This is a genomic window from Pseudomonas sp. N-1-13 (assembly GCF_057787095.1).
This window is the reverse complement of sequence record NZ_JBYNRI010000001.1, coordinates 438,010-451,933: the sequence shown is the minus strand read 5'-3', so window position 1 is coordinate 451,933 and position 13,924 is coordinate 438,010. Positions and strand designations below refer to the sequence as shown.

General features: G+C 62.2%; 11 protein-coding genes, 1 pseudogene and 1 riboswitch. Of the genes and pseudogenes, 5 read left to right on the top strand and 7 right to left on the bottom strand.

The features are described from left to right. Positions 1-820 precede the first annotated feature (820 nt). The 3 genes and pseudogenes from cpdA to AC3I65_RS02020 all read right to left on the bottom strand — a co-directional run bounded on the left by cpdA (position 821) and on the right by AC3I65_RS02020 (position 2,819). Positions 821-1,635 (bottom strand): annotated as a pseudogene (gene cpdA / locus AC3I65_RS02030) (3',5'-cyclic-AMP phosphodiesterase). Positions 1,636-1,758: 123 nt separating this feature from the next. Continuing rightward, complete coding sequence (locus AC3I65_RS02025; RefSeq protein WP_047225883.1) at positions 1,759-2,211, bottom strand: DUF1249 domain-containing protein; 453 nt, start codon at positions 2,209-2,211, stop codon at positions 1,759-1,761. Then, positions 2,202-2,819: an NUDIX domain-containing protein gene (locus tag AC3I65_RS02020; protein WP_076382912.1), complete on the bottom strand. Its 618-nt coding sequence runs from the start codon at positions 2,817-2,819 to the stop codon at positions 2,202-2,204. The genes AC3I65_RS02025 and AC3I65_RS02020 overlap by 10 nt, the downstream gene beginning before the upstream one ends. A 214-nt stretch (positions 2,820-3,033) precedes the next feature. On the opposite strand from AC3I65_RS02020, the gene AC3I65_RS02015 reads away from it, so the two are divergent. Then, positions 3,034-3,780 carry a DUF3298 domain-containing protein gene (locus AC3I65_RS02015; protein ID WP_076382914.1) on the top strand — a complete coding sequence of 249 codons (747 nt, stop codon included), beginning with the start codon at positions 3,034-3,036 and terminating at the stop codon, positions 3,778-3,780. Here AC3I65_RS02015 and cytX read toward each other — a convergent pair. After that, a complete protein-coding gene (gene cytX, locus AC3I65_RS02010) occupies positions 3,749-5,041 on the bottom strand; it encodes a putative hydroxymethylpyrimidine transporter CytX (RefSeq protein ID WP_047225886.1) in 1,293 nt (430 codons plus the stop codon). The genes AC3I65_RS02015 and cytX overlap by 32 nt on opposite strands. Before the next feature lie 171 nt (positions 5,042-5,212). Continuing rightward, the gene (gene thiC / locus AC3I65_RS02005; RefSeq protein ID WP_076382918.1) at positions 5,213-7,102 is read right to left on the bottom strand and encodes a phosphomethylpyrimidine synthase ThiC; all 1,890 of its coding nucleotides are present in this window, start codon (positions 7,100-7,102) and stop codon (positions 5,213-5,215) included. Positions 7,103-7,277: 175 nt separating this feature from the next. Further along, a riboswitch (TPP riboswitch) is annotated at positions 7,278-7,383 on the bottom strand. Positions 7,384-7,537: 154 nt separating this feature from the next. Between thiC and AC3I65_RS02000 the strand changes: the two genes are divergently transcribed. Continuing rightward, positions 7,538-8,977, top strand: coding sequence for a TolC family outer membrane protein (locus AC3I65_RS02000; protein ID WP_047225888.1), 1,440 nt, complete (start codon positions 7,538-7,540; stop codon positions 8,975-8,977). Positions 8,978-9,101: 124 nt separating this feature from the next. On the opposite strand, the gene waaA is transcribed toward AC3I65_RS02000, so the two are convergent. Further along, complete coding sequence (gene waaA, locus AC3I65_RS01995) at positions 9,102-10,376, bottom strand: lipid IV(A) 3-deoxy-D-manno-octulosonic acid transferase (RefSeq protein WP_160893748.1); 1,275 nt, start codon at positions 10,374-10,376, stop codon at positions 9,102-9,104. Positions 10,377-10,398: 22 nt separating this feature from the next. Next, positions 10,399-11,289 (bottom strand): LysR family transcriptional regulator, encoded by an 891-nt coding sequence (locus tag AC3I65_RS01990; RefSeq protein WP_047225890.1) that lies wholly within the window; start codon positions 11,287-11,289, stop codon positions 10,399-10,401. Between the two features lie 104 nt (positions 11,290-11,393). Between AC3I65_RS01990 and AC3I65_RS01985 the strand changes: the two genes are divergently transcribed. The 3 genes from AC3I65_RS01985 to AC3I65_RS01975 all read left to right on the top strand — a co-directional run bounded on the left by AC3I65_RS01985 (position 11,394) and on the right by AC3I65_RS01975 (position 13,916). Next, a complete protein-coding gene (locus AC3I65_RS01985; RefSeq protein ID WP_047225891.1) occupies positions 11,394-11,726 on the top strand; it encodes a DMT family transporter in 333 nt (110 codons plus the stop codon). Between the two features lie 205 nt (positions 11,727-11,931). Then, the gene (locus AC3I65_RS01980) at positions 11,932-13,107 is read left to right on the top strand and encodes an NAD(P)/FAD-dependent oxidoreductase (RefSeq protein ID WP_047225892.1); all 1,176 of its coding nucleotides are present in this window, start codon (positions 11,932-11,934) and stop codon (positions 13,105-13,107) included. Further along, positions 13,104-13,916: an aldo/keto reductase gene (locus tag AC3I65_RS01975; RefSeq protein ID WP_047225893.1), complete on the top strand. Its 813-nt coding sequence runs from the start codon at positions 13,104-13,106 to the stop codon at positions 13,914-13,916. Before AC3I65_RS01980 ends, AC3I65_RS01975 begins: the two co-directional genes overlap by 4 nt. Positions 13,917-13,924 lie beyond the last annotated feature (8 nt).

Genomic DNA, 13,924 nt, shown 5'->3' with positions numbered 1-13,924 from the left:
CCCGCGCACAGCCGCCATAACGAAAGCATGGTCAAAAAACGACCGCAAGCATACGTTATGAAGGGCGCTTTCGCGCCGTCTACTTATCGGATTTCCAAGCCCGGCCGCTGAATTTGCAGCGACGGAAAAAGACTAGCGACAGCCCTTCCCACCCGGCAACCGCCAGAGTTCGTCGGAAAAATCTGCTTGCGTCAGGACGCGTGTCCGACCATTCCCACAACCCTGGTCGGCTGTCAGGCCGCCATCGCGAGCAGGCTCGCGATGGCGGCCTGATTTCGGTCGCTTATAAGATCAGTGCCCACCGCCAATCTTGTGGGAGCAAAGCTTGCTCGCGATAGCGGTGAGTCTGCTTGCATCAATGCCGAATGTACCGCCGCCTTCGCGAGCAAGCTTTGCTCCCACAGGTCCAGCTCAAACAAGTCTGATGGGTGTACACCTGCAAGAGCCAGGCCGGCTCTCAGGCCGCCTCGCGGTGGAGGTTGATCTTGGGCGCCCCGTTAACCACGCTGGCCGAACGCAGGCATTGTGGAGTGGGCAACCCGGCATGGATGCCGGGTTAGCCGCGCTGGGCCATGGATGGCCCTTCGCGGCGGGCCCACGGAGCAATGCCTACGTTCGGGCACACCGAGCCTAGGCGAGGTGCCGAGTGGTGGGGCAGAAGCGCTTTGGTTACTTTCGCGCTTTTCGAAAGTGACCCGCCGTAAGGGCGGAACCATAAGTGGCCGTTACCGCAGCAATGGATATGTACCCGGTCAACAACATCCTGGCCGGCTGTAAGGCCGCCATCGCGAGCAAGCTCGCTCCCACAGTTGGGCCGAACTTAATACCCGTTGGAGCCATAGTCCGGGGTAAACGCAAACCCAACCACCCGCTCAACCCCCGTCTCCAACCGCCCATCCGGCAAAAGCCGCAACCACCGATACCCCGGCGCCTGCCCCCCACCGCAAAATCCTCACTCCCCGGCTCAAACTGAATACAGGTCGAAGGCGAAGCCAACAAACGAACCCCCTCACGCACCTGATCAACCTCCTGATGCACATGCCCCCACAGAACAGCACGCACCTGAGGAAACCGATCCAACACCGCAAACAGCGCCTCAGGATTACGCAACCCAATCGGCTCCATCCACGCACACCCAATCGAAACAGGATGATGATGCAGGCACACCAAGTGATGTCGCTCCGGCGCCTCGCTCAAAGCATTGGCCAACAGAATCAATTGCTCCTCGGCCAAAAACCCCGGCACAGAACCTGGCACGGCAGAATCGAGCATCGTCACCCGCCAATTGCCAATGTCCACCACCGGATCGAGCAACGTACTCTTGACCGCCGCCTCAAGCATCACCTGCGGCTCATCATGGTTACCGGGAATCCAACGCGCCGGCGCGTCGATACGCGCACTCAGTTGCCGAAACGCCTCATAGGACTGCAGCGTTCCGTCCTGGGACAAATCCCCAGTGGCAAGCATCAGGTCAATGTTCGGCTGCTGCTTGAGCACCAAGTCAATGACCGCCCGCAGGCTGTCGCGGGTGTTCATGCCCAGCAACGAAGCGTCGGCCTCGGCAAACAGGTGACTGTCAGACAGTTGGACCAGCAGCGCCGTATCGGCGGTGGTCAAGGTGGATACGCTCGGCAAATCGCTCTCTCCCAGGCGCGACTACGCCATTGGATGAAGCGGCAATTATGCTGGGGAAGATCGAAAGGGGAAACCCGCGAACCGGAACCGGTTCACAACCAGTGTCCAGTTTTTGACCGGCAGCTACCGAACAACCTCGAATTCGTGGCCCAGCGCCAGGCAATGACTCAGCCATTCCCCCAGAAACAGGTTCAACTGGGCCTTTTCATCCGGTTGGTGCATCGACGCATTGGGATAAGGATAGATGCCGCGAAAACGTCGCGCATGTTCGGCGCTCACGACTTCGGCCATGCGCGCATCGTGATAGACCTGCACTTCCAGTTGCGGCACCGGCAGCCACGGCAGGCTGTGTTCCTGGCGCACTTGCAAGGTGGTGGTGTATGGGCAAGTTTGCAGCACTTCAATGGCCAGCACGCCGAGCATCTGGTCGCCATGGGTCACGGCGATGCGCCGGGGCGCGGGGTCGTTGCGCATGTCCGGCAACAAGCGCATCAGGCGGGCGTAGTTGGCCTCGCAGGCGGCCTGCAACCCGACCAGATCGACGCGATAACGGTCGCGCAGCTTGCTTAAGACCATAGCCCCCTCACTTCATCGCGATTCAAGGCCAGCCATTGCAAGGCAATGATGCTGGCCGCGTTGCAAATCTGCCCGTCGCGCACTGCTTGCAAGGCATCTTCAAAAGCCCAGACCTTCACACGAATGTCTTCGGCTTCTTCCACAAGCCCATGCAGGCCACCGGCCCCCGCACTGTCGCAACGCCCCAAATAAAGATGCACGAATTCATTGCTGCCGCCCGGCGATGGAAAATACTTGGTCATCGGCCAGAGCGCAGCGAAGACAAGCCCAGCTTCCTCCTGCGCTTCGCGATGAGCAACTTCTTCCGGTTGCTCGTCCTTGTCGATCAGGCCGGCCACCAGCTCCACCAGCCAGGGATTGGTGGTCTTGCCAATGGCGCCGACGCGAAACTGCTCGATCAGCACCACCTCATCGCGTTGCGGATCGTAGGGCAGCACGCACACCGCGTCATGACGCACGAACAGTTCACGGCTGATTTCACGGCTCATGCCACCGGCAAACAACTCGTGGCGCAGGTGGACGCGATCGAGTTTGTAGAAACCCTGAAAGCAGTTTTCACGCTTTACGATGTCCACGGCGCTCGGTGTGGCGTTGGCGAAATCGGTCATGACAGTCCTCGTTTGCAGCGGATCGATGCGAGGTTCCAGCCTCGGCTTCGCGCCATCCTAACGCGCCCGTACCGTTTGATGCAGCCCCTTTCCAGTCATCGGGATAGACGGCTGCCCTCAAAGCCACTCTAATGAGCTTAGTGGCGAACTGATTGCCCTGCCGACAGTCGAAGCGGGTAACTTTTCGCCTTTCCCTGTTTCATGAAGGACGCCCATGTCGCTTTTCAAAACCCTTTGCGTGGCCACTATTGCCCTGACCCTGGGCGCTTGCCAAAGCCTGTTCCAACCCAACTACCGCGCTCCGCTGGAAACCACCCGCGATGCCTCGGAACAACTGCAACCAGGATGCGCCAGCGCCGACTGCCCCCTGGTCAACATTGACACCCTGCGCTTTCCCGCCGAGCCGGCCTTGGACGGCATTATCGAGAAACGCCTGCTGCAAATGACCCGCACCACACCGGACGCTCCGGTGGCGCCGACGCTGGCCGCCTACCGCGAGCAGTTTTTGCGCAGCGCAGCGCCGCGCAACAGCAGTTACTTGCAAGCCAAGGTACGGGAGCAGCATGACGGCTTGGTGATCATCGAATTGTCCAGTTACCTGGACACTGGAGGTGCGCACGGTACGCCGGGGCGCGGTTTCATCAACTATTCGCGCCAGCAGCACAAGGTATTGACGCTGTCGGACATGCTGCTGCCGGGCCAGGAAGAGGCGTTCTGGAAAGCCGTGCAGGTCGCCCACAACAGCTGGCTGATCAGCACCAAACTGGATCAGGAACCGGAGTTCGTGAAGCAGTGGCCGTTCCAGAAAACCCCGAACGTGGCGCTGACCTACGGCGGGGTGATCCTCAAGTACCAAGTGAGCACTATCGCGCCATACGCCCTGGGCCACATCGAACTGAAGATCGCTTACCCGCGCCTCAATGGCATCCTCAAGCCCGAGCTGTTTCCCGGCCGTAGTTGAAAGCCCGGCCCAGTATCAGTTGCAGCAACCCTGCCAGGACCAGCGACGGCAGGGTGGCGCCGATGTCCGGGTAGAAGTTGGCCAGCAGGTGATAGGTGCTCACCCCGCCCAGCCAGGCCAACAGTGCCGGCCAGCACAACGCCGCTGACACGACCCGGCTGGCGCGCTTGCGCAGGATGAAGTGGTCCACCAGCACCACCCCGAACAGCGGTGCGAACACCGAGCCGATCAGCAACAGGAAATTCTGATACTGCGCCAACGGCGCGAAGCAGGCGATCAAGGTGCAGACCACGCCAATCGCCAAGGCCAGGTGCTCGACTTTCAACCCCGTCAGCATGCCGCTGGACACCGCCGCCGAGTGGATATCAGCGAAGGCATTTTCCGATTCATCCAGCAAAATCAGCAGCAGCGGGATACCCAACCCGGCGCCCGCCAGGGCCAGCAACAGCGCGTTGACTTCACCGCTCGGCGCGAACGCCAGGGTGTAGGCCACGCCCAGGCTCATCAGCCAGAAATTACCGATAAAGAACCCCAGCGCGGTGCCGCCGAAGACGTTTTTTGCGCGTTTGCCGAAGCGTGAGTAGTCGGCAATCAGCGGCAACCAGGACAGCGGCATGGCTATCGCAATGTCGAAACCGACGGCAAACGGCATCGAACCATCTCCCGCCCGCGCCCACAACGCCGCCAGATCAGCCTTGGCAAACAGGTTCCAGGTCAGCCAGATGCACGCCGCCAGCAGCAGCCAGATGCCCCACTTGCGCAGGACCTTACGCACGAACGTCAGCGGCCCGCTCACTGCCAGCAGGGTCGCCAGTGCGCCGAAAAATAATGTCCACAGCAGTGGGTTCGACCCCAGGCTGCCTTCGCTGAAGGCCCGGGCGCCGAGCAGGCTGGCGGCGTCACGCATGACGATGATTTCGAATGAGCCCCAACCGATCAACTGCAGCAGGTTCAACACCGCCGGCACGCTCGCGCCCTTGCCGCCGAGGCTGAGCTTGAGGGCGGCCATGGCCGACAGGCCGGTGTCACTGCCGATCACTCCGACGGCCGCCAGCAGCAGGACGCCCACCAGCGTGCCGAGGAAAATCGCCAGCAACGAACCGCTCAGGCCCAGGCCCGGCGCGAGCAAGGCGCCAACCTGCAAGACCATCAGGCCGATGCCGAGGGAAAACCACAGGGAGAACAGATCACGGGCGCCGAAGACGCGCCTGTCCAAGGGGACGGCGGCGTCGGGAGAGTAGGTGCTGGGTTGGATGTTCAAGGGTTGTTATCTCAGAGGAATATTTGTTGTTTTTTTGGCCGCTATCGCGAGCAAGCTCGCTCCCACAGAGGATCAACGGCGCACACAGACTTTGCGTCCACAGCAGATCCCCTGTGGGAGCGAGCTTGCTCGCGATGAGGGCAGTGAAAACACCGCCCCCCACAGCTCAAATCACACTTTCTTGTACAGCTGACTACCTTCCTTCTTGAACCGCTCAGCCTGTTCCGCCAAGCCCTGGGCGACCTCGACATCCACCGCTTCAATGCGCTGGTTGGCCGCGTATTCGCGCACTTCCTGGGTGATTTTCATCGAGCAGAACTTCGGCCCGCACATCGAGCAGAAATGCGCGACCTTGGCCGAATCCTTCGGCAGGGTTTCGTCGTGGTACGAGCGGGCGGTGTCCGGGTCCAGGCCGAGGTTGAACTGGTCTTCCCAGCGGAACTCGAAACGCGCCTTGCTCAAGGCGTTGTCGCGGATTTGCGCGCCTGGGTGCCCTTTGGCCAGATCGGCCGCATGCGCGGCGATCTTGTAGGTGATGATCCCGGTCTTCACGTCATCCTTGTTTGGCAGCCCCAAGTGTTCTTTCGGGGTGACGTAGCAGAGCATGGCGCAACCGAACCAGCCAATCATCGCCGCACCGATACCGGAGGTGATGTGGTCATAGCCCGGCGCAATATCGGTGGTCAGCGGGCCGAGGGTGTAGAACGGCGCCTCGTCGCAGCACTCCAACTGCTTGTCCATGTTCTCTTTGATCAACTGCATCGGCACGTGGCCCGGGCCTTCGATCATGCACTGCACGTCATGCTTCCAGGCGATCTTGGTCAGCTCGCCGAGGGTTTCCAGCTCACCGAACTGCGCTTCGTCGTTGGCGTCGGCAATCGAACCCGGACGCAGGCCATCGCCCAGCGAGAAGCTGACGTCGTAGGCCTTCATGATTTCGCAGATGTCTTCGAAGTGGGTGTAGAGGAAGTTCTCTTTGTGGTGCGCCAGGCACCACTTGGCCATGATCGAGCCGCCACGGCTGACGATGCCGGTGACGCGCTTGGCGGTCATCGGCACATAACGCAGCAGCACGCCGGCGTGGATGGTGAAGTAGTCGACGCCCTGCTCGGCCTGTTCGATCAACGTGTCGCGGAACAGCTCCCAGGTCAGGTCTTCGGCCACGCCGCCGACTTTTTCCAGGGCCTGATAGATCGGCACGGTGCCGATCGGAACCGGCGAGTTGCGGATGATCCACTCGCGGGTTTCGTGGATGTGCTTGCCAGTGGACAGGTCCATGACCGTGTCCGAACCCCAGCGAATGCCCCAGGTCAGCTTCGCCACTTCTTCTTCGATGGACGAGCCCAGTGCGCTGTTGCCGATGTTGCCGTTGATCTTCACCAGGAAGTTACGGCCGATGATCATCGGTTCCAGTTCGGTGTGGTTGATGTTGGCCGGGATGATCGCGCGCCCCCGGGCGATTTCGTCACGCACGAATTCCGGGGTGATGACTTTCGGCACACTGGCACCGAAGCTGTGGCCGGCGTGTTGCTGGTCCAGCAGGCCGGCGGCGCGGGCCACTTCCAGCTTCATGTTTTCGCGGATGGCGACGTATTCCATCTCAGCGGTGATGATGCCTTTGCGCGCGTAGTGCATCTGGCTGACGTTGGCGCCGGGTTTGGCGCGACGCGGGTTGTTCACATGGGCGAAGCGCAGTTTGGTCAGCTCGGGATCGGCCAGGCGTTCCTGGCCGAAGTTGGAGCTCAGTCCCGCCAGGCGCTCGGTGTCGCCACGGGCTTCGATCCACGGTGAGCGCACATCGGCCAGGCCTTTGCGTACGTCGATGATCACATTCGGGTCGGTGTAGGGACCCGAAGTGTCGTACACCACCACGGGCGCATTGATTTCGCCGCCAAAGTCGGTGGGGGTCACGTCGAGGCTGATTTCGCGCATGGGCACGCGAATATCCGGGCGGCTGCCCTGGACATAGATTTTTTGCGAGCGGGTAAAGGGCTGAACCGATTGCTCATCGACCTTGGCCGAATCACTGAGGTTGGTCGCGTTTTTTGATTTTGTCGTCATCACGGGCTCTCCAGACACACATCCAGGCAGTGGATTTTTGTCGGAGCGAACCTGTAACGAATGGACGCGTCCCTGCACGAGAGTGCGGACGCTGTGCTTGCTGCTCGAGGATGCTCGAAGATCGAAAGTCGATTGTCGAACAACATCCCGGACGAAGCACAAGAGGACTCGCCGGGTGACGAGAAATCTTGTTCCCTACGCAGGCGCTAACCTGATCAGGTTCAACGGGATCCGAAATTATTCGATCTCAGCCTCATAGCAAGGCACCCCGACAAGAACCCGGCCAGTCTAGACATAACCACCGCAGAACGCCATCGCGACGGCAAAAGGCGTGATGAATGGCGCATATACAGGATTGTTGCCGTGCGTGCGCGCAACTACACTCGCTACGCCGCGCCTCTTGTGCGCAATCATTTGAGAAGTAGGGAACGCCTCATGCTGCGCAAACTCTCACTGGCCCTTGCCGTGTCTTGTGCGTCCAATGGAATGGCCTGGGCTGCCGAAGCGCCCTTGACCACCAAAACCGATCTGGTGAGCGTGTATCAGGAAGCGGTGGACAACAACGCCGACCTGGCCGCCGCCCGCGCCCAGTATGGCGCCCAGAAAGAAGTGGTGCCCCAGGCGCGCGCCGGGTTGTTACCCAACCTGTCGGCCGGTGCCGACCTGAACAACACCCGTACCGAGCTCGACGAGCCCGCCATGACCGCCTCCCGTAGCGGTACGGTCTACCAGGCCACGCTGTCCCAGCCGATTTTCCGTGCCGATCGCTGGTTTCAGTTCCAGGCGGCGAAGTCGGTCAACGAACAAGCGTCGCTGCAACTCTCGGCCACTGAACAGAACATGATCCTGCAAAGCGCCGAGAGCTATTTCAACGTGCTGCGCAGCCAGGACAACCTGGCCTCGACCAAGGCCGAGGAAGCGGCGTTCAAGCGTCAGCTCGACCAGTCCAACGAGCGCTTCGACGTGGGTCTGTCGGACAAGACCGACGTGCTGCAATCCCAGGCCAGCTACGACACCGCGCGAGCCAACCGGATCCTGGCCCAGCGGCAGGTCGACGACGCCTTCGAAGCCCTGATCACCCTGACCAACCGTCAGTACAACTCGCTCCAGGGCATCGTCCACACGCTGCCGATCCTGCCGCCGGCACCGAACGACGCCAAGGCCTGGGTCGATACGGCCGCCAAGCAGAACCTCAATCTGCTGGCCAGCAACTACGCCGTCACGGCCGCCGAAGACACCCTGCGTCAGCGCAAGTCCGGGCATGCCCCGACCCTCGATGCGATCGCCCAATACAAAAAAGGCGACAACGATGGCCTCGGTTTTACCAACCCCAGCCCCACCGGCCAGCGTTATGGTGGCGATGCCGAGCAACGCACCATCGGCCTGCAATTGAGCATCCCGATCTACAGCGGCGGGCTGACCAGCTCTCAGGTGCGCGAATCCTACTCGCAACTGACTCAGACCGAACAACAGCGCGAGGCCCTGCGCCGGCAGGTGGTGGAGAACACCCGCAACCTGCACCGGGCGGTGAATACCGATGTGGAACAGGTCCAGGCCCGCCGCCAGTCCATCATCTCCAACCAGAGCGCAGTGGAAGCCACGGAGATCGGTTACCAGGTGGGCACGCGCAACATCGTCGATGTACTCGATGCCCAGCGTCAGCTGTACACCTCGGTGCGCAACTACAACAACGCCCGCTACGACTACATCCTCGACAACCTGCGGCTCAAGCAGGCAGCGGGTACGTTGAGCCCGTCGGATCTGCAGGACCTGTCGCGCTATCTCAAACCCGACTACAACCCGGACAAGGACTTTCTACCGCCGGATCTGGCACAGGCTGCGGCGGAGCAACTGCGCTCGCGGCCGACGCAGTAACCCCTCGGAGGGAAGCTCTGCCAGCGACCTCCTGTGGGAGCAAGGCTTGCCCGCGATGAATACAACTCGATCGCCCTGGAACCGGGGCGCTTGCATCGCGAGCAAGCGTTGCTCCCACAGATACTCAGTCGATCAACCGCCCCAACCCCTCCAGTAACCGCTGCAACGCGCCCTGATTGGTGCGCATCACCGCAAGCCCCGCCTCGGCCATGCGCTGGGCATCGCGAGGCAGTTCGAACAGGCGTTGTACCGCCAGAGCCAGGCTTTCGGCATCTTCGACTTCCGCCAGCGCCCCGGCAGCCCGCAGTTGCGCGGCGATTTCGAGGAAGTTGAACAGGTGCGGCCCGCTGAGCACCGGCTTGGCCAGTGCCGCCGGCTCCAGCAGGTTATGGCCGCCGTTGGGTACCAGGCTGCCGCCGACAAACGCGCTGTCGGCCAGCGCGTAGAGAAACAACAGCTCGCCCATGGTATCGCCCAGCAGCACCGTGGTCTGGGCAGTGACAGGCTGTGCGCAGGAACGCCGCACCGTGGCGAAACCTTCGTTCTCACACAATTGATGCACTGAATCGAAACGCTCGGGATGGCGCGGCACCAGGATCAGCAACGCATCGGGATAACTGGCGAGCAACCGACGGTGGGCGGCCAGCACCACCTCATCTTCGCCTTCATGGGTGCTGGCGGCGATCCACACCGGGCGTTCCGTCGCTTGCCACTCATGGCGCAAGGCGCTGGCGCTTTCCAGCAGTTGCGGATCGATGGTCAGGTCGAACTTGATCGAACCGGTGACCTCGACGGTTTGCGCCCGGGCACCCAACTGGCGCAAGCGCTCGGCCTCGGCTTCGGTCTGGACAGCGAACAGGCTCATCTCGGCGAGCATTGGCCGGGTGAGTTTGGGCAAACGTGCATAACCGCGCGCAGAACGCTCCGACAGTCGCGCGTTGGCCAGGGCAACAGGGATGCCGCGCCTGGCGCATTGATGAATGTGGTTGGGCCACAACTCGGTTTCCATGATCACCGCGAGCACCGGCCGAACCCGATCGAGGAAACGGTTGGCCGCGCAGGGCAAGTCGTAGGGCAAATAGCAATGCTGAATGCGTGGCTCGTTGGCGAACAACGCCTGGATGCGCTCGGAGCCGGTGGGCGTCATGCAGGTGACCGTGATCGGCAGTTGTGGATAACGTTGCAGCAAGGCGCGGATCATCGGCGCGGCGGCGATGCTCTCGCCCACCGACACGGCGTGGACCCAGATGCCTCCCGGCACCATCACCGGCAAACCCCAGGAAAAACGCTCGCCGATGCGCCGGGCGTAGGCCGGCGCCTTGCGTGCCCGCAACCAGAGCCGAATCGCTACCAGTGGCAGCCCCAGATAAAACAATGCGCTATAGAGAGTTCTGTTCATGGCGGCGGAGTTTATCGGGTTTTCAGCCGATCGCCTGCAACTGCACGGCAAAACGTTCCGCCAGCCAGCGCGCGGCCGGGCCCAACGGCTCGTCGCGGCGCCAGACCAGCTCCACCACCAGGGCCGGCGGGGTCCACTCACTGTTGAGCTCGACCATATCCCCCAGGTACGCCGGGTACTGCACCACATGCCGTGGCAGCCACGCCCAGCCCAGGCCGCTTCTCAGCCATTCGGCCAAGACGTAGAAACTGTCGGCGCGCCAGACCTGCGGGCTGGCCTGTTCACTCCCGGGGTAGACACTGGACTGGGTCGCCATGAGCAATTGTCGATGCCGGGCCATTTCCAGGCAGGTCACGTAATCATGGCTCGCCAGTGGATGCCCCCTGCCACAGACCGTGACCATCTCGACGCTGCCCAGCACCCGGCGCTCCAGCGCTTCGGGGATCTGGTCGTGATAAAACAACAACCCCAGGTCAGCGCGGCGCTCCACCAGTTTGCGCGCCACATCGCCCTGCGCGGCGCTGGCCAGTTGTACCTCGAGGGTCGGGAACCGCTCGGCCAGGGCCGCCAGGCTGTCGATGACCGGCTGATAGGGCATCGCCTCATCCTGAGCCAGGCGCAACATCGCCTCCTGACCGCGCATCAGGGCCAGGGCCCGGCCATTGAGACGCTCACACTGGCGCAGCACTTCCCGCGCCTCTTCCAACAAGGCCTCGCCGGCTTCGGTGAGCTTCGGCTGGCGGCCACTGCTGCGCTCGAACAGCGTCACGCCCAGGTCGGTTTCCAACAACGCAATCGCGCTGCTAATGGCCGATTGAGCCTTGCGCTGGTCCCGCGCCACGGCGGAAAACGAACGTTTCTCGGCGACACCGACAAACAGCCGCAGCTGCTCCAGATTCCACAGAACACTCATGCCCCGACCTATCTCGTATACAGATAGGTAATGACTTTACCCCATCTTACCGTGCCCTAAAATGTCCACACAGAAAGACGCACCCTTCAAGAGGATCTTCGCCTATGAACGCTTACTACTACCTGGCCATCGCCATCTGCGCCGAAGTGATCGCCACCGTGTCGATGAAAGCGATCAAAGGCTTGAGCACACCCCTGCCTCTGCTGCTGGTGATCGCCGGCTACGGCATCGCATTCTGGATGCTGACCCTGGTGGTGCGCACCGTTCCGGTGGGCGTGGCATATGCGGTCTGGGCTGGGATGGGGATCGTCATGGTCAGCGTGGCGGCGCTGTTCATCTACGGGCAGAAGCTGGACGTGCCGGCGATGCTGGGGATGGCGTTGATTGTACTGGGGGTGGTGGTGATCCAGCTGTTTTCCAAGACTGCCGGGCACTGAAAACATGGATTAATGGGGCTGATAGCACATGTGTGGCAAGGAGAAATCTGTGGGAGCAAGGCTTGCCCGCGATAAAATGACGCGGTCTCTCTGGAACCGAGGCGCCGGTATCGCGAGCAAGCGTTGCTCCCACAGGTTGAGCGGCGAAAACTCCATCCATCGAGTCTGTATACTGCGCCCTCGTCTTGAACACTGAGGTCGCTGCATGCCATCCGTTATTTCCACCGACGTTCTGATTGTCGGCGCCGGAGTCGCCGGCCTCTGGCTGAATGCGCGCCTGCGCCGCCAGGGCTTTTCGACTGTGTTGGTGGAAAGCGCCAGCCTCGGCGGCGGGCAGAGCATCAAATCCCAGGGCATCATCCATGGTGGCGCCAAGTACGCGTTGCACGGTGCCCTCACCGGCGCCTCGGAAGCCATCGCCGACATGCCACGCCGCTGGCGCGAAGCCCTGGCTGGCGAGGGCGAACTGGATCTGTCCGGCGTGCGCCTGCTGTCCGAAGCTCACTACCTCTGGTCTCCCGGCACCCTGGCCGGCAACCTCACCAGCTTCTTCGCCAGCAAGGCCGTGCGTGGGCGGGTCGATCAGGTCAAGGGCGAGCAACTGCCGCCGGCCCTGCAAGACAAGCGCTTCAAGGGCAAGGTCTATCGCCTGGCCGAGTTGGTGGTGGACGTCCCCAGCCTGCTTGCGCGGCTGGCAGATCTGGCCGGCGATGGTTTGCTGGCCGGCAAAGATATCGAGCCGTTGCGCGACGGCGACGAACTGATCGGCCTCAAGGTTGATGGCCGCGAGATTCGCGCCCAGCGTATCGTCCTCAGCGCCGGGGCCGGCACCGCCGATCTGCTCAGTGCCCTGGGCCTGGAGCAACCGGCCATGCAGCGTCGGCCGTTGCACATGGTGCTGGTCAAGGGACCGAGCCTCAAGCCGCTGTACGCCCACTGCCTGGGGGGCGGGCCGAAGCCGCGCATCACCGTGACCACCCACCCGGCCGCCGATGGCCAATGGGTCTGGTACCTGGGCGGCGACATTGCCGAAGCCGACGGCGTGGCCCGCGAGCCCGCCGCGCAGATTGCTACCGCCCAGAAAGAACTTGGCCAATTGCTGCCCTGGGTCGACCTCAGCGCCGCACAATGGGCCACGCTGCGGGTCGACCGCGCCGAACCGCTGCAATCGGGCCTGACCCGCCCGGACAACGCCTTTCTCGCCGAACAGGATCGCCTGCTGGTGGGCTGGCCGACCAAACTGGCCCTGGCCCCGGACTTTGCCGATCGAGTGATCGCCACGCTGCAACGCGATGGCATCACCCCCAGCCATCCGGCGCCATTGCCGGACCTGCCGAAACCGCCCATGGGCATCCCGGCCTGGGAGCAACTGCTGCCATGAGCCAACCGACCCTGCACGACTTGCATCGCCCGCTGGGCAATAACGGCCCGCGGGTTTCACCCCTGGGCCTGGGGACCGTCAAGCTCGGCCGCGACCAGGGGGTCAAATACCCCAACGGTTTCCAGATTCCCGATGACGACGAAGCGCGCATGCTGCTCAAACTGGCGCGTGACCTGGGCATCAACCTGATCGACACCGCGCCGGCCTATGGCCGCAGCGAAGAACGCCTGGGCCCGTTGTTGCGCGGCCAGCGTCAGGATTGGGTGATTGTCAGCAAGGTCGGTGAAGAGTTCAGTGACGGCCAGTCGCACCACGATTTCAGTGCCGCCCACACCCGACTCTCGGTGGAACGCAGCCTCAAGCGCCTGGAAACGGACTACATCGACATGGTGCTGGTGCACTCCGACGGCAACGACCTGGCGATCCTCAACGACAGCGAGGTCTACCCAACCCTGGCGGCGCTCAAGCGCGAGGGCAAGATCGGCGGCTTCGGCTTTTCCGGCAAAACCGTCGAGGGCGGTTTGAAAGCCCTGGAGCAAGGCGATTGCGCGATGGTCACCTACAATCTGAACGAACGAAACGAGAAGACTGTCATTGACTACGCAGCCTTGCATGGCAAGGCCATTCTGGTGAAGAAAGCCTTGGCCAGCGGTCACGTCTGCCTGAACCCGGGTGTGGACCCGGTCCGGGCCAGCTTCGAACTGTTGTTTGAACATCCCGGTGTCGCCAGTGCTATTGTCGGCACCATCAATCCGCTGCACCTCGCCCATAACGTCGCGACCGTAGCCAAGGTCCTACGTAAAAACTGACGCCGCCC

Excerpts from the sequence above, each read along its gene's own strand:
- AC3I65_RS02025 (WP_047225883.1), bottom strand. The coding sequence starts at position 2,211 with ATGGTCTTAAGCAAGCTGCGCGACCGTTATCGCGTCGATCTGGTCGGG.
- AC3I65_RS02020 (WP_076382912.1), bottom strand. The coding sequence starts at position 2,819 with ATGACCGATTTCGCCAACGCCACACCGAGCGCCGTGGACATCGTAAAG.
- AC3I65_RS02015 (WP_076382914.1), top strand. The coding sequence starts at position 3,034 with ATGTCGCTTTTCAAAACCCTTTGCGTGGCCACTATTGCCCTGACCCTG.
- thiC (WP_076382918.1), bottom strand. The coding sequence starts at position 7,102 with ATGACGACAAAATCAAAAAACGCGACCAACCTCAGTGATTCGGCCAAG.
- AC3I65_RS02000 (WP_047225888.1), top strand. The coding sequence starts at position 7,538 with ATGCTGCGCAAACTCTCACTGGCCCTTGCCGTGTCTTGTGCGTCCAAT.
- waaA (WP_160893748.1), bottom strand. The coding sequence starts at position 10,376 with ATGAACAGAACTCTCTATAGCGCATTGTTTTATCTGGGGCTGCCACTG.
- AC3I65_RS01990 (WP_047225890.1), bottom strand. The coding sequence starts at position 11,289 with ATGAGTGTTCTGTGGAATCTGGAGCAGCTGCGGCTGTTTGTCGGTGTC.
- AC3I65_RS01985 (WP_047225891.1), top strand. The coding sequence starts at position 11,394 with ATGAACGCTTACTACTACCTGGCCATCGCCATCTGCGCCGAAGTGATC.
- AC3I65_RS01980 (WP_047225892.1), top strand. The coding sequence starts at position 11,932 with ATGCCATCCGTTATTTCCACCGACGTTCTGATTGTCGGCGCCGGAGTC.
- AC3I65_RS01975 (WP_047225893.1), top strand. The coding sequence starts at position 13,104 with ATGAGCCAACCGACCCTGCACGACTTGCATCGCCCGCTGGGCAATAAC.